A 19897-nucleotide genomic window follows, 5' to 3' on the forward strand; every position below is an offset into this window, starting at 1 on the left:
CCTTTCCGACGCGAGAGCCTGTCCTGCGGCTGTCAACGCGTCGTCCCGGCTTTCGGACCGCCACCTTGCGGGTCACCCCGGAAGGGAGGATGGAACCCGCGGCCCGGCGCGTGTGTTTGGAGTCAGGCAGCACAGGGGATTGTGCCTCCTCGACAGGCTCCGCCGCGCTCCCTGACGCGGCGGAGCCTTTCTTTTCCTGCCCCTTGCGTTTATGGCTGCGGTTCCGGACCACGCCGATCACGGAACCGCCCCATGCCCGAGACCCCGCTCCCTTCCGCCGAGTCCCTGCACGCCCTGCTGGACCGCTATCTGCGCTGCCCGTCCGAGCCTCTGCGCGGCGAGTTGAACGCGGCGCTGACCGCCTTCCAGACGGCCTGGATCCATGCCCACGCTGGAAAGGAAGCTCCGTCCGCTCACCCGCCCGCCGCCCCAGGCCGCGCCCCGGCGAAGCCGAAATTTCCCATCGCCGCCGCCGATCTGGCGGTGCTGGAAAAGATGGCCGAGGGCTGGGTCCCCACCGCGGCGGAAGTCCCTCGCTGGGTCTGGTTCGAGAACCGGGAGCTGGTGACGATGGAGCCCAACCCCGCCGGCAGCGGGCCGGAGGTGATGCGCCTCGCCCCCGCCGGCTGGGCCGCGCTGGGCCGCCAGCCGGGCTGAGCAGCGGCCCAGCGAAAGCGGGCAACAAAAAAGGGAGGCCGAAGCCTCCCTCTCCTTGCTTGGCGACCGGGTCCGGCTTACTTCGGAACCTTGCCCTGCACACCCTCGACGTACCAGTCCATCTTCAGGATCTGCTCGTCGGTGGCCTGCTTGCCCTCGGCGATCACGACCTTGCCGGACTGGTCCTTCACCGGACCCTGGAAGGAGTGGCGCTTGCCTTCCATGATGTCGGTGCGGGTCTTCTCGGCCGCCGCGACGACGTCCGCCGGGAGCGCCGGGTTGTAGGGGGCCAGGAACAGCATGTGATCCTTGAAGCCGCCCCAGGTGTCCTGCGACTTCCAGGAGCCGTCCAGCGCCGCCTTGACTCGGTTCACGTAGTACTCGCGCCAGTCGTCGACGATGGCGGTCAGGTGCGCCTTCGGGCCGAAGCGGGTCATGTCCGACGACTGGCCGAACACCCACAGGCCGCGCTCCTGCGCGACCTGGATGGCCGCCGGGCTGTCGGTGTGCAGCGAGATCACGTCGGCGCCCTGGTCGATCAGCGCCTTGGCGGCCTCGGCCTCCTTGCCGGGGTCATACCAGCTGTTGACCCAGACGACGCGCACCTCGGCCTTCGGGTTCACCTCGCGCATGGCGATGGTGAAGGCGTTGATGCCGCTGATGACCTCGGGGATCGGGAAGGAGCCGATGTAGCCGATGATGTTCGACTTGGTCATCTGGCCGGCGATCTGGCCGATGACCGTGCGGGCCTCGTAGAAGCGCGCCGAGTAGGTGGCGACGTTGGCCGAGCGCTTGTAGCCGGTGGCGTGCTCGAACTTCACGTCGGGGTGGCGCTGCGCGACCTTCAGCGTCGGGTTCATGAAGCCGAAGGAGGTCGTGAAGATCAGCTTGTGGCCGGAGGAGGCCAGCTGCTCGATCACGCGCTCGGCGTCGGCGCCCTCGGGCACGTTCTCGACGAAGGTGGTGGAAACCTTGTCGCCCAGCTCCTTCTCCACGGCCAGACGGCCCTGGTCGTGCTGATAGCTGTAGCCGTGGTCGCTGATCGGACCGACGTAGACGAAGCCGACCTTCATCTTCTCCTGCGCGTCGGCCGCGCCGACGCCCAGCGCCAGCATGGCGGCGCCGGTGGCCAGACCCATCAGGGCCTTGCCCATGGTCCTTCTGTTCACGTGTTTGCTCCCTGATCCAATTGATTGAGCACGAACGTAAGACTTGCAAACATCCCGGAGCCCATCAGGCATCCGGATGGAAAACCTTCCCCAGGCTGGCCGGCGCGTTCAGCCGGATCCGGGCGACATCGCGTGAAATCACCACCAGGACAATGACGGTAGCCAGATAAGGCAGCATCGACAAGAGTTGTGACGGAATGTCGATTCCCAGCCCCTGGACGTGGAGCTGCGCGATGGTCACCCCGCCGAACAGCCAGGCGCCGAGCAGAACGCGGCCCGGCTTCCAGGTGGCGAAAACCACCAGCGCCAGCGCGATCCAGCCGCGCCCGGAGGAGATGCCCTCCGCCCACATCGGCGTGTAGTCGAGCGACAGGAAGGCCCCGCCCATGCCGCTCATGGCGCCGCCGAACAGCACGGCGAGGAAGCGGATGCGGATAACCTTGTAGCCGAGCGCGTGGGCCGCCGCGTGGTTCTCGCCGACCGCGCGCAGGATCAGCCCCTTGCGCGTGGCGTAGAGGAACCAGTGCACCGCCGGCACCGCCGCCAGAGCCAGATAGACCAGCGCGTCCTGCCCGAACAACGCCTTGCCGATCACCGGCAGGTCGGTCAGGCCGGGGATGTAGAGTTCCGGCACGTCGGCGATGGGGATGCCGACGAAGCCCTGCCCGATCAGCGCCGACAGGCCGACGCCGAACAGAGTCAGCGCCAGCCCGGTCGCCACCTGGTTGGCGAGCAGGAACAGGGTCAGCACGCCGAACAGCGCCGCCATGCCCGCCCCCGCGGCGGCACCGGCGACGAAGCCCAGCGTGGAGCTGCCGGTCTGCACCGCCACGGCGAAGCCGCAGACGGCGCCGACCAGCATCATGCCCTCCACGCCCAGATTCAGGACGCCGGACTTCTCCACCACCAGCTCGCCCAGTGCTGCGAACAGCAGCGGCGTGGCGGCGGCCAGCATGGCCGCCAGGATCGGGCCGATCAGGGCCAGTTCGGCGCTCATGCCACAGCCCTCCCGACGACAGCTCGCTTCGCGCCGAAGCGCACGCGGTAACGGATCAACACGTCGGTCGCCAGCAGGAAGAACAGCAGCATGCCCTGGAACACGCCGGTGATGGCTTTGGGCAGGCCGAGCGCGATCTGCGCCGCCTCGCCGCCGATGAAGGACAGCGCCATCAGGAAGCCGGCCAGCAGGATGCCCACCGGGTGCAGCCGCCCCAGGAAGGCGACGATGATGGCGGTGTAGCCGTAGCCGGGGGAAATGGTCGGGTTCATCTGGCCGATCGGCCCGGCGACCTCGCCCAGCCCGGCCAGACCGGCCAGCGCGCCGGACAGCAGCAGCGTCAGCCAGATGATCTTCTTCTGGTTGAAGCCGGCGTAGCCCGCCGCCGTCGGGGTCAGGCCGATGACCTTGATCTGGAAGCCGATGAAGGTCCGCGCCATCAGGAACCAGCCCAGCCCCACCGCCAGCAGGGCGAACAGCGATCCCAGATGGACGCGCGTCCCGGCGACCAGCAGGGGCAGCACCGAGTCGGCCTCGAACAGGCGGGATTCCGGGAAGGCGAAGCCGTCCGGGTCGCGGTAGGGGCCGTGCATCAGGTAGTTCAGCAGATGCAGTGCCACATAGTTCAGCATCAGGCTGGTCAGGATCTCGCTGGCGTTGAAGCGCACCCGCAGGAAGGCGGGGATCGCCCCCCACAGCGCGCCGCCGGCCATGCCCGCGACGATCATCAGCGGCAGCAGCCACCAGCCGCCCTCGCCATAGAAGGCCAGCGCCAGCCCGCCGCCGGTGATGGCGCCGAGCGTGAGCTGCCCCTCGGCCCCGATGTTCCAGACGTTGGCGCGGAAGCCGATGGCCAGTCCGATGGCGCAGAGCACCAGCGGGGTCGCCTTGACCGCCAGCTCACCCAGGCCGCGCAGCGACATCAGCGGCGCGATGAAGAAGGCGTGCAGCGCCTTCACCGGGTCGAAGCCCATTGCCCAGAACAGCAGGAAACCGCTGACGAGCGTGAGCGCGACCGCCAGCAGCGGCGTGGCGTAGACCATCGCGCGCGACGCCTCGCCGCGGGGTTCGAGACGGAGGAGGGTCATGAAAAGGCTCCGCCGAAAACATCCCCCTCTCCCCACTGGGGAGAGGGTTGGGGTGAGGGGGTTGCGCGTGGCGCGGCGTCCGGCAGAAGGGCATCCCCCTCACCCTCCCCTCTCCCCAGAGGGGAGAGGGTATGAAGCGTCGGTCCCATCACTCCTCATCCTCGTCGGGCGGGTGGTTGAACAGGCCGCCCATCAGCAGGCCGATCTCCTCCACGCTGGTGTGGTGGGTGGGGCGGCTCTCCGACAAATGGCCGTGGAACAGCACGGCGATGCGGTCGCTCAGCACGAACAGCTCGTCCAGGTCTTGGCTGATGACCAGGACGGCGGCGCCGGAGCGCGCGAGGTCGATCAGCGCCCGGTGGATCGCCGCCGCGGCCCCAGCGTCCACGCCCCAGGTCGGCTGGCCGACCACCAGCAGGCGCGGCTTCTGAAGAATCTCGCGGCCGATGATGAATTTCTGAAGGTTGCCGCCCGACAGCGACCGCGCCTCCGCCCGGTGGCCGTGGGTGACCACGTTGAAGGCGCCGATGATCCGCTCGGCGTAGGAGCGGGCGCGCCCGAAATGCACCAACCCGCTGCGCACCAGCGGCTCGCGGGCGTAGCCGGACAGCAGCGCGTTCTCCGACAGGCTCAGCTCCGGCACGGCGCCGCGGCCCAGCCGCTCCTCCGGCACGAAGGCCAGGCCGAGCAGCCGCCGCTCGCGCGGGCCGAGATGCCCGGAGGGCCGCCCCTCGATGGCGACCGACGCCGGGTCGGGCACCAGAGCCTCGCCGCTCAGCGCGGCCATCAGCTCCGCCTGCCCGTTGCCGGCGACCCCGGCGATGCCCAGGATCTCGCCGGCCCGCACCTCGAAGGACACGTCCTTCAGGTTGGTGGCGAAGGGGTTGTCGGAGGTGGTGGAGAGATGCCGGACCTGCAGCTTCGCCGCCCCGGCCTCGCCCTGCGGCAGCCGTTCCGGGGTCGACAGCTCGGTCCCGATCATCATCTCGGCGAGGCTGCGTGCCGTCTCCCTGCGCGGGTCGCAGCTTCCCACGACGCGCCCGCCGCGCAGCACCGTGGCGGTGTCGCAGAGCGCGCGGATCTCCTCCAGCTTGTGGCTGATGTAGAGGATCGTGCAGCCCTCCGCCGCCAGCCGGCGCAGCGTCTCGAACAGGCGGGTCGCCTCCTGCGGCGTCAGGACCGAAGTCGGCTCGTCCATGATGAGCAGCTTGGGGTCCTGGAGCAGGCAGCGCACGATCTCCACCCGCTGCCGCTCGCCGACCGACAGGTTGTGGACGTGGCGGCGCGGGTCCAGCGACAGGCCGTAGCGTTCCGACACCTCGGCGATGCGCGCCGACAGCGCGTCCATCGGGCCGGGCTGGTCGAGGCCGAGCGAGATGTTCTCGGCGACCGTCAGCGTGTCGAACAGGGAGAAATGCTGGAACACCATGCCGATGCCCAGCCGGCGGGCGCCCGCCGGGTCGGGGATGTGGGTGTCCTGCCCATTCCATTGAATCCGGCCGGCGTCGGCGTGCAGCACGCCGTAGATGATCTTCACCAGCGTCGACTTGCCGGCGCCGTTCTCGCCCAGCAGCGCGTGGATCTCCCCCGGCCGGAGGACGAGATCGACCTGATCGTTCGCCAGACAGCCCGGAAAGCGCTTGGTGATGCCGCGCAGTTCGAGCCGGTGCGGAGGGGATGACACGGAGGGGGAATCCAAGGAGACGGACCGGGTAGGGGTGAAGTCGGCAGGGCATTGCCAAAGCCATGCCACTTTCGGAGAGTCTTGCCCGTCAAGGCTGTTCGCCGTCAACATGGGAAGCGGTTGCCCAGCCTGCGGTCATTCGCCCCGTTTCGGGCGCCTGTCGCAGCCCAACAAAGCGGCAGATGACCCAACAAATCAGCAGTTGCTTCGCACACGGACAGATGCCACGCCGCCGCACGGTTGACAAGAGGCCGCCGTCGTCATCAGCTATGGGAAGGGCCGCCATTTCCGGCGGCCTTTCCTTATGGAGCTTTTGGAATGAACCGCAAGTCGATGCTCGGCGATCCGCCGCCGATCCGAATCACCCCCCATGACCTTGGGCGTCTCGACGTCCTTCTCGCCCATCTCAGCCAGCCCGCCGGCGTCATCGACTTCCTCCAGCGCGAGGTCGACCGCGCCGATGTCGCGGATTCCCCCGATGGCGGCGGCACCCCCTTCGTCCGGCTCGGCAGCCGGGTCACCTTCGCGGACGACCGGGGCACGCGACACACCGCCACACTCATCACACCGGACGAAGCGGCCCGGCGCCAGGACGGCATCTCGATCCTGACACCGGTGGGCGCCGCCCTGCTCGGCCTGTCCGAGGGGCAATCCATCGCCTACGGCACGCTCGACGGCCGCACCAAGTCGGTGCAGGTCTTGCGGATCGAACCTCCGGCGGGCTGACGGCCCGCCTGAAGGACCGTCTGACGGTCCATCGACCACGGCTTGCACCGTGGCGCGTCCGCGGAAAAGGCGGACGCGCCATGCAAGGGCACGGACCTCGCCACCCTTGCCTCCCCTGCCCCCTTCGCCCAACTATCGGGGACGTGAACGGGACATTCGGAGCAAGGGCATGACGGCGGAACAGGCGGGCTACGCGATCCTGGAGGACCGGGGCGTCATCGCGGTCGCGGGCGAAGACCGGGCGGCCTTCCTGCAAGGGCTGGTGTCCAACGACCTGCGCCGCGTCGCAACGGACCGCGCCGTCTACGCCCTGTTCCTGACCCCGCAGGGCAAATTCCTGCACGACTTCCGCATCGCCGAATCGGACGGCGCCCTTCTGCTCGACCCAGAGACGGAGCGGCGCGAGGAATTCCTGCGCCGCCTGAAGATGTACAAGCTGCGCTCCAAGATCACGCTGGAGGACCGCGCCGGCGCCCTGCTGGCCGTCGTCCTGTTCGGCGGCGACGCGCTTGCGCGGCTGGGTCTGCCGGAGGAGGCCGGGGCCGCGATCCCCTTCGCGGGCGGCGTCGCCTTCACCGACCCGCGCCTGCCGGCGCTGGGTGCCCGCGCCTTCCTGCCGCGCGAGGGCGCCGCGGCGGCGCTGGAGGCAGCGGGTTTCGTTCCGCGCGGGGCGGAGGACTACGACCGGCTGCGCCTGTCGCTCGGCGTTCCGGAGGGCAGCCGTGACCTCACGCCCGACAAGGCGCTCCCGCTGGAGAACGATCTGGACGACCTCAACGCCATCTCCTGGGACAAGGGCTGCTACATGGGGCAGGAGTTGACCGCCCGCACCAAGTACCGCGCCCTGATCAGGAAGAAGCTGTTCCCGGTGACGCTCGACGGCCCCCTGCCCGCCCCCGGCACGCCGGTGACGCTCGACGGCAAGGAGATCGGCGAGATCCGCAGCGGCCATGGCTCCTCGGCTCTGGCCCTGTTGCGGTTGGAAGACCTCACCCGTGCGGGGCAAGACGGATTGGTCTTGACAGCCGGAGAGGCCACAGTCACGCCGGCAAAGCCAGTCTGGGCAAGCTTCTGAGTTCTTCGTGACTTTTATTCCCGAAACTTGCACGGACTAGCCGAAAGATTTTTTCGATTTTCCGCGTGACCATTCCCGCCGAGGCCCTGTTGTCGTTCTGCCTTACCGAGACAAACCAAGGCACTCGACAGAAACGCCGAAACACGGAGAGGAGTGAGTTATGCGTAGGGAAATCATCGCGGCTGCGTCCGTCCTGGCGCTGATGACCGGCACGGCGATGGCGCAGACCACGTCGCCGACCACCGGCAGCCCCACCACCGGCGCCCCGACCGCGACCGAGATGAACAAGAGCGGCAGCGCCACCACCGGCAGCGCCGCGGGCCTGACCGGCGGCACGCTCGCCAGCGCCGAGAACATGATGGGCAAGAACGTCTACGGCACCGACAACGAGAAGGTCGGCGAGGTCGAGGACATCATCCTGGACAGCAACGGCCAGGCCCAGCAGCTCGTGATCTCCTCGGGCGGCTTCCTCGGCATCGGCGAGAAGCAGATCGCCGTGGACATCGGCAACGCCAACTGGGACGCCCAGCAGGAGCGCGTGCAGCTCTCGGGCATGACCCGCGATCAGGTGAAGGAGATGCCGGAGTTCGAGTACTCCGACACCACCACCTCGCTGAACCGCAACAAGGACAAGGCCGGCGATACGGTGAACGGCGCGGCGAGCCGCTCCTCCACCGGCACCTCCGGCACCATGACCGCCCCGGGCGGCGCCACCGGCACCCCGCCGGCCGCTCCGTCGGGCACCGGCCAGTAAGCGTCGGTCCGGTCACGAAAAGCCCCCGCGGCCCAGCGCCGCGGGGGCTTTTCCCTGTTTGGAGTCGTGGTTACGGGCGCGCGACGTGCCAGACGTTGTTGACGCCGTCGCCGGTGGTGTCGCCCGGCTTGCCGTCCTTGGCCCAGCCATAGAGCGGCTTGCCCTTGTAGGCCCACTGCATGGAGCCGTCGTCGCGGGTGACGACCGAATAGTCGCCCATCGCCTTGGCGCCCGCCGGGGCCATCAGCGGCGGCCAGTTGGTGGCGCACTGCCCGTTGCAGGCGGACTTGCCGCCCGCGTCGCGGTCGAAGACGTAGAGCGTCATGCCCTTGCTGTCGGTCAGCACGGGGCCGCCGGCCGACTGGCCGGTCTTGGTGGGCATGGCGCCCTGTGCAAAGGCGGACGGCGCCACGAGGCCGAGCGCGAGCGCGATGGCCGCAGCGCCAGCAAAACGGGTGAAGCGGTGCATGGACGGAACCTCCCTGTCGTGACGGGGCGGGTGATTGGACCCGGCCCTCACTGACAGGACGCCCGCCGTCGCGCTTTATTCCGTCCCCACCCGAAGGATGATCAGGCCCGCAGCAGATCGACGAAGCGGCGGCAGGCGGCGATGTCGACGCGCAGGGCGGCGCGGCGCTTGGTCGCCTCCGGGTCCTCGCCCCAGGCTTCGATCTGGAAGGTCTCGTCGAGCTGCGACACCGCGAAGGCCTCCTCGGCGTCGATGCGCCCCTCGACCAGAGCCAGCGCGACGATCAGCGAGCCGCAGGAGCCGGTCGCGGTCTGGAGCGCCGACAGCGTCCAGTCGTCGTAGGCCTCCACCGCGTTGCGCAGGGCGCGCAGCGCCTCGGGCGGCTGCGGCTTGGGCATCAGCCCGGCGTTGACGTGCAGCGGCGCGTCGTAGCGCAGAGTCGCCCAGTCGAGCAGCGGCTGCCAGCGCTGCGCCTGCAACTCCACCAAATTCCGCGGATGCTCCGCGCGGTAGCAGAGCAGGTCCGTTTCCGCATAGGCGGCCACGCCGTCGACGATGGCGGCCCGGCCCTTGCCGATCAGGTCCACCGCCGTGCTGGCGAGCTGCATCAGCGGCATACTGTCCGGGGCGATGTCCTCGGGCTGCGCGTCCCATTCGGCGGCGACGGCCTGGGCCAGCGGCCAGCTTGCGAAGACCAGCGGCGCCTTGGCCGGGCTGCGGATCGGGCGGTTGTCCAGGCGCACCTCGAAGCCGCCGCCGGCGGCCTCGTCGACGGAGGCGGTCTTGTAGAAGCGCTTCATCGGGGTCCTTCGAATGCTCTCTTATCGGTGCAACAGGTCCAGCACGGCGCCGGCCACTTCGCGCCCGCGGTGGACGATGCGGTCGGCCCCGGCGCCCTCCAACTCGGCCACCGCGTGATAGCCCCAGGAGACGCCGACCGACGCGACCCGCGCGTTGCGGGCCATCCGAATGTCGTAGGTGGTGTCGCCGATCACAACCGTCCGCGCCGCCTCCACCCCGGTTTCGGCCAGGGCGCGGTAGACCATGTCGGGGTGCGGCTTGCCGGGGCCGATGTCGCTGGTCTGCAGGGTGACGAAGCGGTGAGCCAGCCCGTGATGAGCGAGCACGGCGTCCAGCCCGCGCCGCGACTTGCCGGTCGCCACGCCGAGCAGCACACCTTCCGCCTCCAGCGCGTCCAGCGTATCGCGCAGGCCGGGGAACAGTGGCTCGTGCAGGTCGCCACGGTGGCGCAGCGCCGCGAAGGCGTCCTTGTAACTTTCCGCGACGGCCACATGGCGGTCGGTGTCGAGGTCCGGCAGCAGTTGCGACACCGCCTGCACGAGCGGCAGCCCGACCATGCGGCGCACCTCCAGCGGGTCCGGCTCGCCCAGCCCGTGGGCGGCCCAGGCGGTGGTCATGGCGTCGATGATGGCGAACTGGCTGTCCACCAGCGTGCCGTCGCAATCGAACAGGGCCAGTCGCAGCGGACGGGCATTCTCTGAGCTGCTCACGGGCATCGCCTCCGGGACGCGGGTCGTACCGGACTTATGCGGCTCGCATTGGGAAAGCGCAACTCACTTTGCCGGCTGCGACACCGTGGGACGCCAATACAGCAGATGCACCGCCCCGCCCAGCAGCAACCCCCAGAAGGCCGAGCCCACCCCGGCGAAGGACAGGCCGGAGGCGGTGACCAGCATCGTGACCAGCGCCGCCGTCCGGTTCGCCTCCACCTGCACCGCACCCATCAGGGCGGCGCCGAAGGCCCCGACCAGGGCCAGCCCGGCCACCGCCTCGATCAGGATCGGCGGGGAGCGGGTGACCATCACCGCCGTCACCCCGGCCAGCCCGGCGAACAGGATGTAGCCGATGCCGCCGACGAAGGCGGCCTGCCAGCGCCGCGCCGGGTTGGGGTCGGCGTCCGGGCTGGCGCAGAGCGCCGCGGTGATCGCCGCGAGGTTGACGGTCGGAGCACCACCCAGCGCCGTCAGGGCGGAGGCCGCCCCCGTCGCCAGGAAGATCGGGCGGGTCGGCGGCGTGTAGTTGTAGGTCGCCAGAACGGCGAGGCCGGGGATGTTCTGCGACGCCATGGTGACGACGAACAGCGGCAGCGCGATGCCGACCATGGCCTCCCAGGTGAACACCGGCTGTACGAAGGTCACGCCCGGCCACAGCGCGCCGGACAGCGCCGCGCCGCCGGCCAAACCGCTGGAAGAGTCCAGCGCCAGCGCCCCCAGCGCCACCGCCACCGCGGCGGGCACGGCGTAGAGCCGCGCCACCCGCCCGACCAGCGCCCAGGTCGCCAGCACCAGCAGCGCCATTCCCGGCGCCTGCGACACCGCCAGGAAGGGGGCGAGGCAGAGCTTCAGCAGGATGCCCGCCAGCATGCCGTTGGCCAGCGGCTTGGGAATCGCGGCGATCCAGCGGCCGAGCGGCGCCCACAGCCCGGCCAGGACGATCAGCACCCCGGTCACCACGAAGGCCCCCACCGCGGCGGGGAACCCACCCTCTACCGCGCCGGTGGCGGCGAGCAGCGCCATGCCCGGCGTCGTCCAGGCGATGCTGATCGGCTTGCGCCGGTGCAGGCTGAGACCCATCGCCGTCAGCCCCATGGCGAAGCCCAGCAGGACGAGGCCCGACACCACCTGCTCCGTGCTGGCGCCCACCGCGGTCAAGCCGTGGATGACCACCGCCACCGAACTGGCGTAGCCGACCAGGGCCGCCAGCAGGCCGGCGCCGACCGCGCGCAGGGAAAGCCCCGTCGAAAGGCCCGTCTCCGGGACGGTGTCGGAAGAGGACATGGCTTGGGACTCTCCATCGGGCGTGCGGGACGATGAGACTGGTGATAGATTGGATCCAATATCCTGGCAAGGGGAGATCACGCATGGCGGTCAACGACGGGCTGTCGCGCCTCGTGGCGCGGGCGCAGCCGCGCCACCGCACCACCACGGAATTCGTGGAGGCGACGCTGCGCGAGGCGATCCTGACCGGGGTCATCGCGCCGGGCACGCCGCTGCGGCAGGAGGAACTGGCGGAGACCTTCGGGGTCAGCCGCATGCCGGTGCGCGAGGCGCTGCGCCAGCTGGAGGCGCGGGCGCTGGCCGAATTCCACCCGCACCGCGGGGCCGTCGTCGCGGAAATCTCCGCGGCGGACGGCGCCGACATCGGGGCGATCCGCATGGCGCTGGAACCGATGGCGCTGCGCCTGTCGCTGCCCAGCCTGACGGCGGCGGACCTCGATCAGGCGGAGGAGCTGATTGCCGAGATGGATGGAGAGGCCGATCCCGGCCGCATGGGAGAGCTGAACCGGCGCTTCCACATGACGCTCTACGCGCGGGCCGGGCGGCCCCGTCTGCTGGCGCTGACGGAGCAGCATCTGCTGGCCGCCGACCGCTACCTGCGCTTCCAGTTCGCGGCGCTGGGCTATCGGCCGCGGTCGCAGGACGAGCACCGCGCGCTGCTGGCGGCCTGCCGGGCGGGGAACGCGGACACGGCCTGCCGGCTCGTCACCGAGCATGTCGGACAAGCCGCGGAGCAGCTCACGGCGTTTCTGGAGGGGCGCGAAGCGGGGTAAACCCCCGCCCCTACTCGACCCCCTCGAACGGGTCGCCCTTCAGGCTGGCGCTGAAGCCCAGATACTTCCAGGTGGTCAGCATGTGGTCGGGCAGCGGCGCCGTCACGTCGATCATCCGGCTGCCGCCGCGCGGGTGCGGCAGGATCAGGCGTCGGGCGTGCAGATGCAGCTTCTTCTGAATCTCGGCGCCCGGAAGATGGGCCCCCTGCCCGGCGTACTTGCCGTCGCCGAGGATCGGCGTGCCGATGGCGTTCATGTGGACGCGGAGCTGGTGGGTGCGCCCCGTGCGCGGCCACATGGCGACGAAGGCCGCCTGCTTGCCCAGGTTTTCCAGCACCGAGTAGTAGGTGACGGCGCGCTTGCCGTCGTCCTCGTCGCCGGCCACCCGCTCGCCCTGCGGCCCGCCTTCCTTGGCCAGCGCGAGGTCGATCTTGCCCTGGTAGGGCTTCGGAACGCCGACCGTGGCGGCCCAGTAAATCTTGCGCACGTCGCGGCCGCGGAACTGCTCCGTCAGCTTGGACGCCGCGAAGGTGTTGCGCGCCAGCAGCAGGACGCCCGAGGTGTCCTTGTCCAGCCGGTGCACCAGCTTGGGCCGCTCCTTCGCGTCGAAGCGCAGGGCGTCCAGCATGGCGTCGAGATGCTTGGTGGTGTTGGTGCCGCCCTGCACGGCGAGGCCCGCCGGCTTGTTCAGCGCGATGACGTCGCCGTCCTTGAAGAGAACCAGCGCCTGGAGCGCCGCGATGTCCTTGTCCGACATGGCCGGCTTCTTCGGCGCGGGGGCCGCGGCGGCACCCTCCGGCTTGGCCCAGTCGGCCAGCGGCGGGATGCGGATGGACTGGCCGGCGGCGAGCCGGGTCGAGGTCTCCGCCCGCTTGCCGTCCACGCGGATCTGGCCGGTGCGCAGCAGCTTCTGCAGATAGCCGTGCCCCACGTCGGGGAAATGGCGCTTGAACCAGCGGTCGAGGCGGACGTCGGCCTCGTCGGACGTCACGGTCCGGGTTTCCACGCTGGGGGACTTGTTCTCACTCATCAAACGGGCACCGAAACAAGAGAACGCACGACCGCGAGGCCGGCAAAGAAACCCGCGATGGTCAGCACCATCGAGGCCAGGATGTACCCCGCCGCCGCCGGCAGGGCGTTCCGCTCCACCAGCAGACCGACGTCGAGCGTGAAGGAGGAAAAGGTCGTGAATCCCCCCAGCACCCCGACCATCAGCAGCGCCCGCAGCTCCGGCGAGGGTGACCACACCAGCGCGGCCAGCTCCGCCAGAGCGCCCATGGTGAAGCAGCCGAGGGCGTTCACGACCAGCGTTCCGTAAGGGAACTGCGTGCCCAGCCATTGGCCGACCGCCGTCATCAGCAGATAGCGCGCCATGGACCCGACGGCGCCGCCGACGGCGACCGCGGCGAGCGTGGACGGTGATGCGATCACGGAACCTCCGGAGCGGACGGGACGACGGGCATCCCGCGCGGATTAGAGCCAGAAACAGGGCGGTTTGTCACGCGCTGGGCGCGGCAAACCCGCCATCCCTGTCGCCCACGCCGAAGATCCAGCCCTCCTGCCGCCGCGCCCGCGCGTCCATGGCCGGCGGACTCCACACCGCCTCCCGCTTGGCCAGCCAGCGCAGACCCGCCGCCGAGACCAGCGCGTCGGCGTCATGGTCGGTCACCGCCCCGGACAGGCCGGTGGCTGGCGCGCCGAGGACGGCCAGCGCGGCGTCGACCGCCGCCCCATCGCGGATCTTGCGCAGCCCGAAGCCGGCGCGGATCAGGAACAGGCGCGGGTAGATCTCGCAGAAGACGGTGCGGCCCGGCCCCGGCGGATCGAAGGGCCAGACCGCCACCCGGTCCGGCGCCGCCCGCTTCAGGGCGCGCAGCATGCGCATCCCGGCCAGCCCGCCCTTCCCCACCTGCTTGGCGCCGATCAGCTTGTAGGGGCTCTGCGGGCTGCCATAGCCGTCGGCGCGGCACACCCGCTCGGTCAGGCGGTGCGGGTCGCGGTACCAGTCCGGCTGCGTCCCGGCGCGCCAGAAATCGGCGCCGTAGTCCGGGTGCGCGGCGAAGCCGCCCCCGGCGAAGTCCGGCGCAGCCCCGGCCACCGCCTCCACCCGATCCCACAGGTCGAAGGCCGTCGCCGCGCCGGGATCGGGGAAATAGCGCCCGGCCACGTCGAAGGGCAGCGAGAAGGCGCAGTCGATTCCGACCAGCGCCGGCCCGCGCTCCAGCCCGTCGAGCAGCCAGTCGAACACGGCGCTGCGCGACCACATCCGGTCGGCGGGCGCGACGATCCGCGGCGGACCCTCCGCGCCGCATTCGGCCACCGCCACCCCGGCGTAGCGCTTGCCCGCGGCGCCCGACCAGTCGATGGCGATGAAGCGCGGGAAGGCCGGAACCGCCTCGTCTGCCGTCATGCGCACCCTTCCCCGGTCATTTCACGAGCCCCAACGCCGAGCGTCCGGATTTGAACACGCTGGAATTGCATCCGGACCACTCCCATGACCCTTCGCTCAATCCCAGGTCTTCTCACCGCCCTCCTCGCCTTCACCGCCGCCCCGGCCTGGAGCGGCCCGTGTCTGGACATTCCGAGCGTCCTGCGCTCCGCCGACCCCGCGCTCAACACGGCGCAGGGCGGGCGTCTCACGCGGCACATCTTCGGCGCGCCGCCGCCGCCGGACGCCGCGCAGGAGGTCGGCATGCCCCTGTTCGCCGATCTCTGGGCGTGGCGAGCCGCGTGGAACGCGGTGACCGGTTCTCCGGGCGAGTTCCTGTGCGGCGAAGAGCTTGGCGGCACCCAGTTCGGCAAGACGCTGAGCGTGCAGGTTCCCGCGCTGTGGTGCGGGGAAACGGATGACATTGGGCGCTGCACCGACGCGGTTCCGTTCACCAGCACCACCGTCACCTACGTGTTCGAACGGACCGGCCCACCGCACGCCCCGGTCTGGATTCTCGGGGTCGCCTACCCGAAGCCGTGAAACGCTCCTACTCCTCGCCCTCGGCCGCCTTGCGGTCGCGCAGGCGCGCCCAGTAATCCTGGCGCTTCTTGATCTCGCGCTCGAATCCGCGCTCGACCGGCTGGTAGAAGGCGCGCCGTGCCATGCCCTCCGGGAAGTAGTTCTGGCCGGAGAAGCCGTCCGCCGTGTCGTGGTCGTACTCGTAGCCCTTGCCGTAGCCGATCTGCTTCATCAGCTTGGTCGGAGCGTTCAGGATGTGCTTGGGCGGCATCAGGCTGCCGGTTTCCTTGGCGGCGCGCACCGCGCTCTTGTAGGCGGTGTAGCCGGCGTTCGACTTCGGCGCCGTCCCCAGATAAATCACCAGCTGGGCGATGGCCAGTTCGCCCTCCGGGCTGCCCAGCCGCTCGTAGGCCTCCCAGGCGGCGGTGGCCTGGGCCAGCGCGTTGGGGTCGGCCAAGCCGATGTCCTCCACCGCGAAGCGGGTCAGCCGGCGGGCGATGTAGCGCGGGTCCTCGCCACCCTCCAGCATGCGGGCGTACCAGTAGAGCGCCGCGTCGGTGTCCGACCCGCGCAGCGACTTGTGCAGCGCGCTGATGAGGTTGTAGTGCCCCTCCTGCGCCTTGTCGTAGAGCGGGGCGCGGCGCTGGATGGCGGTGGCGAGCGCGTTGTTGTCGAGAATTGCCCCGTCCTCCGGCACCGGCAGGGCGAACAGCTCCTCGCAGAGGTTCAGGCAGAAGCGTCCGTCGCCGTCGGCCATCGCCTTCAGCGCGGACCGCGCGTCCGACGTCAGCGGCAGCGGGCGGCCCATCTCCGCCTCGGCCCGCGACAGCAGCTTCTCCAGCGCCGCGTCGTCGAGCCGGTTCAGCACGAAGACCTGGGCGCGCGACAGAAGCGCCGCGTTCAGCTCGAAGGACGGGTTCTCGGTGGTGGCGCCGACCAGCGTGACGGTGCCGTCCTCCACATAGGGCAGGAAGCCGTCCTGCTGGGAACGGTTGAAGCGGTGGATCTCGTCGATGAACAGCAGCGTGCCCTGCCCGGCCGCGCGCCGCGCCCGGGCGGCGTCGAACACCCGGCGCAGGTCGGCGACGCCGGAGAACACCGCCGACAGCGGCTCGAAATGCAGATCGGTGGACAGGGCCAGCAGCCGCGCGATGGTCGTCTTGCCGCAGCCGGGCGGCCCCCACAGGATCATGGAGGCCAGCCGGCGCGCGGCGACCATGCGGCCCAGCGGGCCGTCGGGCTTCAGCAGATGCTCCTGCCCGACCACCTCGCCCAGGCTGCGCGGGCGCAGCCGGTCGGCCAGCGGGCGGGGGGCGCCCGCCTCGAACAGGCCGCCGGTGGCTCCGGAGTCGCCGCGCTTGCTCATCGCCGATCCACCGATCGCACCGGACCGGTCACTGGTTGGTGGGCGCGCCGCAGCGCTGGTAGCACATGCGCAGCGAATGCTGGCAGTTGTCGGTCGGCGAGAAGATGCCGCCGCGGTCCGGACGGTCGAGCCCGCTCTGCGCGCGCGCGGCCACCGAGTCCATGCAGGAGTTGTTGCTGCGCTCGCACTGCGCGCGGCAGGAATCGTCGCTGCCGACGCCGCCGTCGAGGCGGAGCGAGGGATCCTCGACCCCGCGGGCCGGGCGCGAGGCCGCCGGCGCCCCGGTGGGAGCGGTGGCGGGAGCGGAGGTGGAGGCCGCCGGAGCACCGCCCACGGCGGCGCCGGATGAACGCCCCGGCGCGTCCGCGCAGGCGGCGAGCGCAACCAGGGCGAGGGCCAGCACCGGCCCCAGAATGAGTTTCGGACGGAACATCGCGGCTTTGACTCCCATTGTTCTTGCGTGACCCCGGACGTTGGCGGATGGTCCCCCGCATTGGACCATGCCGCGGGCTCGGCGCCCACTATGCCGGGAACGCAAGCGATAAGGGAATGCCTCAAATGAGTCCCAACAAATCCGGCCCGTCGCCGCGCCGCCGGACTTCGACCACCGTCTTCGTGGCGTTGCTGATCGGCGGCCTGCTGCTGCTCGTCGTGCGCATGCTCGCCATGCCCACCGTCAGCGCCGGCGAGGTCGTGCTGCCCCTGCTGGCCGGCATCGGCATGGCGCTGGCCATCGGCGTGATGGTCATGCGCGACCGCCGCGAGCGCAACGCCCTGCCCCCGTCGGAGCGCAACCGCCAGGACCGCGGGATGCCGGACTGATTTTCGCCTGATGAATGCGGGTGACGCGCGGGGCCAAGCCCCGCGCCGCTCACACGAACTTGAAGCTGAGCAATCCGCCGATGATGATGACCAGCAGAACGGTCGTCACAAGCATCAGCCGCTTCTCGATGATGTCGCGCACCTGCGGCCCGTAAAAATGCAGCAGGATCGCGATCATATAGAATCGCGAGAAGCGCGCGACGATCGAGCACAGGATGAACACCGTCAGGTCGAGGTGCGCGAATCCCGCGGTGATCGTCAGCAATTTGTAGGGAATGGGCGTGATGCCCTTGAGAATCAGGAACCAGGGGCCGAATTCGGCGAACATGTCCTGGAAGCGCTGGAACGATTCCTGCGCGTTGTAGAGGTCGATGATCAGCCGTCCGATGCTCTCGAACAGGTAGAACCCGACCGCGTAGCCGAACATCCCGCCGATCAGCGAGGCCAGCGCGCAAATGTTGGTGTAGCGCCAGAGCTTCTTGGGCTCCGCCAGACACATCGGCACCAGCATGATGTCGGGCGGCAAAGGGAAGAAGGAGCTTTCCGCGAAGGAGACGGCGGACATCCACCAGACGGCGTCCTTGCGGGCGGAGAGCTTGAGAATCCGGTTGTAGAGAGGTTTCAGCATACCGCGCGCGCGGCGCCCTCCCGAAATGACGGAACCCGAAAACCGGAAACCCTCCCTCCGGGGATGAACCCGAAGGGAGGGCCGGTCGGTCACCTATATCGTCGTCCGCGTCCCGGTGGGCAACGGCGGCGACAAGATTTCACGAACGCTCAACCGTGGGCTCAGCCCTCGGCCTCGACCTCGTCCTTGATCTCCACCGGGCCCGAATCCTGGCCCTTGGCGGCGACATCGCGGTCGACCAGCTCGATCACGCCCATGGCGGCGGCATCGCCGTAGCGGAAGCCGGCCTTCAGGACGCGGCTGTAGCCACCCTGGCGGTCCTTGTAGCGGTCGGCCAGAACGGTGAACAGCTTGGTCACCATCGCGTCGTCGCGCAGCTGCGCGAAGGCGAGACGGCGGTTGGCGAGGCCACCCTTCTTGCCGAGCGTGATCAGACGCTCGACGATCGGGCGCAGATCCTTGGCCTTCGGCAGGGTCGTCTTGATCTGCTCGTGCTTGATCAGCGCATTCGCCATGTTCGAGAACATGGCCTTGCGGTGGCTGGTGGTCTTGCTGAACTTACGTCCGGAAACGCCGTGACGCATGACGGTCCTCCTTCATGGCGTGGCCCCCCTCGGGGAGCCGGTGGTGAACCCGACCGCCCAGTCGTTAGAGCTGGTACGGCGCGGGGCGGGCCGGTTGGTGGCCCTGGGAAACATGCTGCCCCCTCCCCGGCCCTCCCCCGCTCTCGCGGGAGAGGGAGCTTGTCCCCTCCCTCGCCGAAGGCGGGGGAGGGTCAGGGAGGGGGCAATGAAACCTGCGAGACTTAGTACGGCTCTTCCAGACGCTTGGCCAGCTCTTCGATGTTCTCGGGCGGCCAGTTCGGGATTTCCATACCGAGGTGCAGACCCATCTGGGCCAGCACTTCCTTAATCTCGTTCAGCGACTTGCGGCCGAAGTTCGGGGTGCGGAGCATCTCCGCCTCCGTCTTCTGCACCAGATCGCCGATGTAGACGATGTTGTCGTTCTTGAGGCAGTTGGCCGAACGGACCGACAGTTCCAGCTCGTCCACCTTGCGGAGCAGGTTCTTGTTGAACGGAACCTCCTCGTGCTTCTCCTCGGCGACCGCGTGGGTCGGCTCCTCGAAGTTGATGAACAGCTGCAGCTGGTCCTGGAGGATGCGGGCGGCCAGAGCCACCGCGTCGTCCGGCTTCACGGCGCCGTTGGTCTCGACGACCATCGACAGGCGGTCATAGTCGGTGACCTGCCCGACGCGGGCGTTGTCGACCTTGTAGGAAATCTTGCGGACCGGCGAGAACAGCGCGTCGACCGGGATCAGGCCGATCGGGGCGTCCTCCGGACGGTTCTGGCTGGCCGGGACGTAGCCCTTGCCGGTCTCGACCGTCAGTTCCATGTTCAGGCGGGCGCCGTTGTCCAGCGTGCAGATCACGAGGTCCGGGTCCATCACCTGGATGTCCGCGCCGGTCTCGATCATGCCGGCCTTCACCTCGCCGGGGCCTTCGGCGCGCAGGCGCATGCGCTTCGGGCCGTCGCCGCCCATGCGCAGACCCATCGACTTGATGTTGAGGACGATGTCGGTCACGTCCTCGCGCACGCCGGGGATCGACGAGAACTCGTGCAGCACGCCGTCGATGTGGATCGCCGTGACGGCCGCACCCTGCAGCGAGGAGAGCAGCACGCGGCGCAGCGCGTTGCCGAGCGTCAGACCGAAGCCACGCTCCAGCGGCTCGGCCACGACGGTCGCCGTGCGGTCGGCGTCGTCACCGGGCTGGATGTCCAGCTTGTTCGGCTTGATCAGTTCCTGCCAGTTCTTCTGAAGAGCCACGGTATTACCTCATGCCATCGGGGTGGACACACGACCGCGGGGACCGGCCGTTCCCATCCGAAGGCGCCGCGATGGCTGCGGCGCCTGTCCCGGAACGGCGGGTCCCCGCGGGTGCG

General features: G+C 69.7%; 23 protein-coding genes. 7 read left to right on the top strand and 16 right to left on the bottom strand.

The annotated features are described in order from the left end of the window. Positions 1 to 252: 252 nt before the first annotated feature. Positions 253 to 657 (top strand): hypothetical protein, encoded by a 405-nt coding sequence (locus DXK32_RS11840; RefSeq protein WP_114858681.1) that lies wholly within the window; start codon positions 253 to 255, stop codon positions 655 to 657. 77 nt (positions 658 to 734) lie between these two features. Here the strand turns inward: DXK32_RS11840 and DXK32_RS11845 are convergent, their stop codons facing one another. From DXK32_RS11845 to DXK32_RS11860, 4 genes are all read right to left on the bottom strand, one after another. Further along, complete coding sequence (locus DXK32_RS11845) at positions 735 to 1811, bottom strand: BMP family ABC transporter substrate-binding protein (RefSeq protein WP_114858682.1); 1077 nt, start codon at positions 1809 to 1811, stop codon at positions 735 to 737. A 79-nt stretch (positions 1812 to 1890) separates the two neighbouring features. Beyond that, positions 1891 to 2823 carry an ABC transporter permease gene (locus DXK32_RS11850; RefSeq protein WP_114858683.1) on the bottom strand — a complete coding sequence of 311 codons (933 nt, stop codon included), beginning with the start codon at positions 2821 to 2823 and terminating at the stop codon, positions 1891 to 1893. Continuing rightward, entirely contained in the window at positions 2820 to 3911 is a 1092-nt protein-coding gene (locus tag DXK32_RS11855) for an ABC transporter permease (RefSeq protein ID WP_114858684.1), read from the bottom strand. The genes DXK32_RS11850 and DXK32_RS11855 overlap by 4 nt, the downstream gene beginning before the upstream one ends. Positions 3912 to 4059: 148 nt before the next feature. Continuing rightward, entirely contained in the window at positions 4060 to 5595 is a 1536-nt protein-coding gene (locus DXK32_RS11860) for an ABC transporter ATP-binding protein (RefSeq protein ID WP_114858685.1), read from the bottom strand. Between the two features lie 318 nt (positions 5596 to 5913). Between DXK32_RS11860 and DXK32_RS11865 the strand changes: the two genes are divergently transcribed. From DXK32_RS11865 to DXK32_RS11875, 3 genes are all read left to right on the top strand, one after another. Beyond that, positions 5914 to 6321, top strand: coding sequence for a GreA/GreB family elongation factor (locus DXK32_RS11865; protein WP_114858686.1), 408 nt, complete (start codon positions 5914 to 5916; stop codon positions 6319 to 6321). 169 nt (positions 6322 to 6490) lie between these two features. Beyond that, on the top strand, positions 6491 to 7396 hold the full coding sequence (locus DXK32_RS11870; RefSeq protein ID WP_114858687.1) for a YgfZ/GcvT domain-containing protein: 906 nt from the start codon (positions 6491 to 6493) through the stop codon (positions 7394 to 7396). Between the two features lie 160 nt (positions 7397 to 7556). Continuing rightward, on the top strand, positions 7557 to 8150 hold the full coding sequence (locus DXK32_RS11875; protein ID WP_114858688.1) for a PRC-barrel domain-containing protein: 594 nt from the start codon (positions 7557 to 7559) through the stop codon (positions 8148 to 8150). A gap of 70 nt (positions 8151 to 8220) precedes the next feature. On the opposite strand, the gene DXK32_RS11880 is transcribed toward DXK32_RS11875, so the two are convergent. The 4 genes from DXK32_RS11880 to DXK32_RS11895 all read right to left on the bottom strand — a co-directional run bounded on the left by DXK32_RS11880 (position 8221) and on the right by DXK32_RS11895 (position 11417). Continuing rightward, positions 8221 to 8619: a COG4315 family predicted lipoprotein gene (locus tag DXK32_RS11880; protein ID WP_205215695.1), complete on the bottom strand. Its 399-nt coding sequence runs from the start codon at positions 8617 to 8619 to the stop codon at positions 8221 to 8223. Positions 8620 to 8720: 101 nt separating this feature from the next. Then, on the bottom strand, positions 8721 to 9419 hold the full coding sequence (locus DXK32_RS11885) for an ATP12 family chaperone protein (protein ID WP_114858689.1): 699 nt from the start codon (positions 9417 to 9419) through the stop codon (positions 8721 to 8723). A 21-nt stretch (positions 9420 to 9440) separates the two neighbouring features. Further along, complete coding sequence (locus DXK32_RS11890; RefSeq protein ID WP_114858724.1) at positions 9441 to 10130, bottom strand: HAD-IA family hydrolase; 690 nt, start codon at positions 10128 to 10130, stop codon at positions 9441 to 9443. Between the two features lie 63 nt (positions 10131 to 10193). Further along, the gene (locus DXK32_RS11895; RefSeq protein WP_114858690.1) at positions 10194 to 11417 is read right to left on the bottom strand and encodes a benzoate/H(+) symporter BenE family transporter; all 1224 of its coding nucleotides are present in this window, start codon (positions 11415 to 11417) and stop codon (positions 10194 to 10196) included. An 83-nt stretch (positions 11418 to 11500) separates the two neighbouring features. Here DXK32_RS11895 and DXK32_RS11900 point away from each other — a divergent pair, with 83 nt between their 5' ends. Beyond that, a complete protein-coding gene (locus DXK32_RS11900; protein WP_114858691.1) occupies positions 11501 to 12190 on the top strand; it encodes a GntR family transcriptional regulator in 690 nt (229 codons plus the stop codon). Positions 12191 to 12200: 10 nt separating this feature from the next. Here the strand turns inward: DXK32_RS11900 and DXK32_RS11905 are convergent, their stop codons facing one another. The 3 genes from DXK32_RS11905 to DXK32_RS11915 form a co-directional block, all read right to left on the bottom strand. Next, positions 12201 to 13220 carry an RluA family pseudouridine synthase gene (locus DXK32_RS11905; protein WP_114858692.1) on the bottom strand — a complete coding sequence of 340 codons (1020 nt, stop codon included), beginning with the start codon at positions 13218 to 13220 and terminating at the stop codon, positions 12201 to 12203. Beyond that, entirely contained in the window at positions 13220 to 13621 is a 402-nt protein-coding gene (gene crcB / locus DXK32_RS11910; protein WP_114858693.1) for a fluoride efflux transporter CrcB, read from the bottom strand. The genes DXK32_RS11905 and crcB overlap by 1 nt, the downstream gene beginning before the upstream one ends. Before the next feature lie 67 nt (positions 13622 to 13688). Then, the gene (locus tag DXK32_RS11915) at positions 13689 to 14600 is read right to left on the bottom strand and encodes a hypothetical protein (protein WP_114858694.1); all 912 of its coding nucleotides are present in this window, start codon (positions 14598 to 14600) and stop codon (positions 13689 to 13691) included. Between the two features lie 84 nt (positions 14601 to 14684). Between DXK32_RS11915 and DXK32_RS11920 the strand changes: the two genes are divergently transcribed. Beyond that, positions 14685 to 15161 (top strand): hypothetical protein, encoded by a 477-nt coding sequence (locus DXK32_RS11920; RefSeq protein ID WP_114858695.1) that lies wholly within the window; start codon positions 14685 to 14687, stop codon positions 15159 to 15161. 7 nt (positions 15162 to 15168) lie between these two features. On the opposite strand, the gene DXK32_RS11925 is transcribed toward DXK32_RS11920, so the two are convergent. Both DXK32_RS11925 and DXK32_RS11930 read right to left on the bottom strand, forming a co-directional pair. After that, the gene (locus DXK32_RS11925) at positions 15169 to 16506 is read right to left on the bottom strand and encodes a replication-associated recombination protein A (RefSeq protein WP_114858696.1); all 1338 of its coding nucleotides are present in this window, start codon (positions 16504 to 16506) and stop codon (positions 15169 to 15171) included. 28 nt (positions 16507 to 16534) lie between these two features. After that, positions 16535 to 16939, bottom strand: coding sequence for a hypothetical protein (locus tag DXK32_RS11930; protein ID WP_114858697.1), 405 nt, complete (start codon positions 16937 to 16939; stop codon positions 16535 to 16537). Positions 16940 to 17064: 125 nt separating this feature from the next. Between DXK32_RS11930 and DXK32_RS11935 the strand changes: the two genes are divergently transcribed. Beyond that, complete coding sequence (locus DXK32_RS11935; RefSeq protein ID WP_114858698.1) at positions 17065 to 17328, top strand: hypothetical protein; 264 nt, start codon at positions 17065 to 17067, stop codon at positions 17326 to 17328. Positions 17329 to 17377: 49 nt separating this feature from the next. On the opposite strand, the gene DXK32_RS11940 is transcribed toward DXK32_RS11935, so the two are convergent. The 3 genes from DXK32_RS11940 to DXK32_RS11950 form a co-directional block, all read right to left on the bottom strand. Beyond that, on the bottom strand, positions 17378 to 17956 hold the full coding sequence (locus tag DXK32_RS11940; RefSeq protein WP_109071710.1) for a YqaA family protein: 579 nt from the start codon (positions 17954 to 17956) through the stop codon (positions 17378 to 17380). A 161-nt stretch (positions 17957 to 18117) separates the two neighbouring features. Continuing rightward, positions 18118 to 18540, bottom strand: coding sequence for a 50S ribosomal protein L17 (rplQ, locus tag DXK32_RS11945; protein WP_094304321.1), 423 nt, complete (start codon positions 18538 to 18540; stop codon positions 18118 to 18120). Between the two features lie 221 nt (positions 18541 to 18761). Beyond that, positions 18762 to 19781 (bottom strand): DNA-directed RNA polymerase subunit alpha, encoded by a 1020-nt coding sequence (locus tag DXK32_RS11950; protein WP_014240055.1) that lies wholly within the window; start codon positions 19779 to 19781, stop codon positions 18762 to 18764. Between the last annotated feature and the right edge of the window lie 116 nt (positions 19782 to 19897).

Origin of the sequence: Azospirillum brasilense (assembly GCF_003349955.1) — a bacterium.
GTDB lineage: Bacteria > Pseudomonadota > Alphaproteobacteria > Azospirillales > Azospirillaceae > Azospirillum > Azospirillum brasilense_B.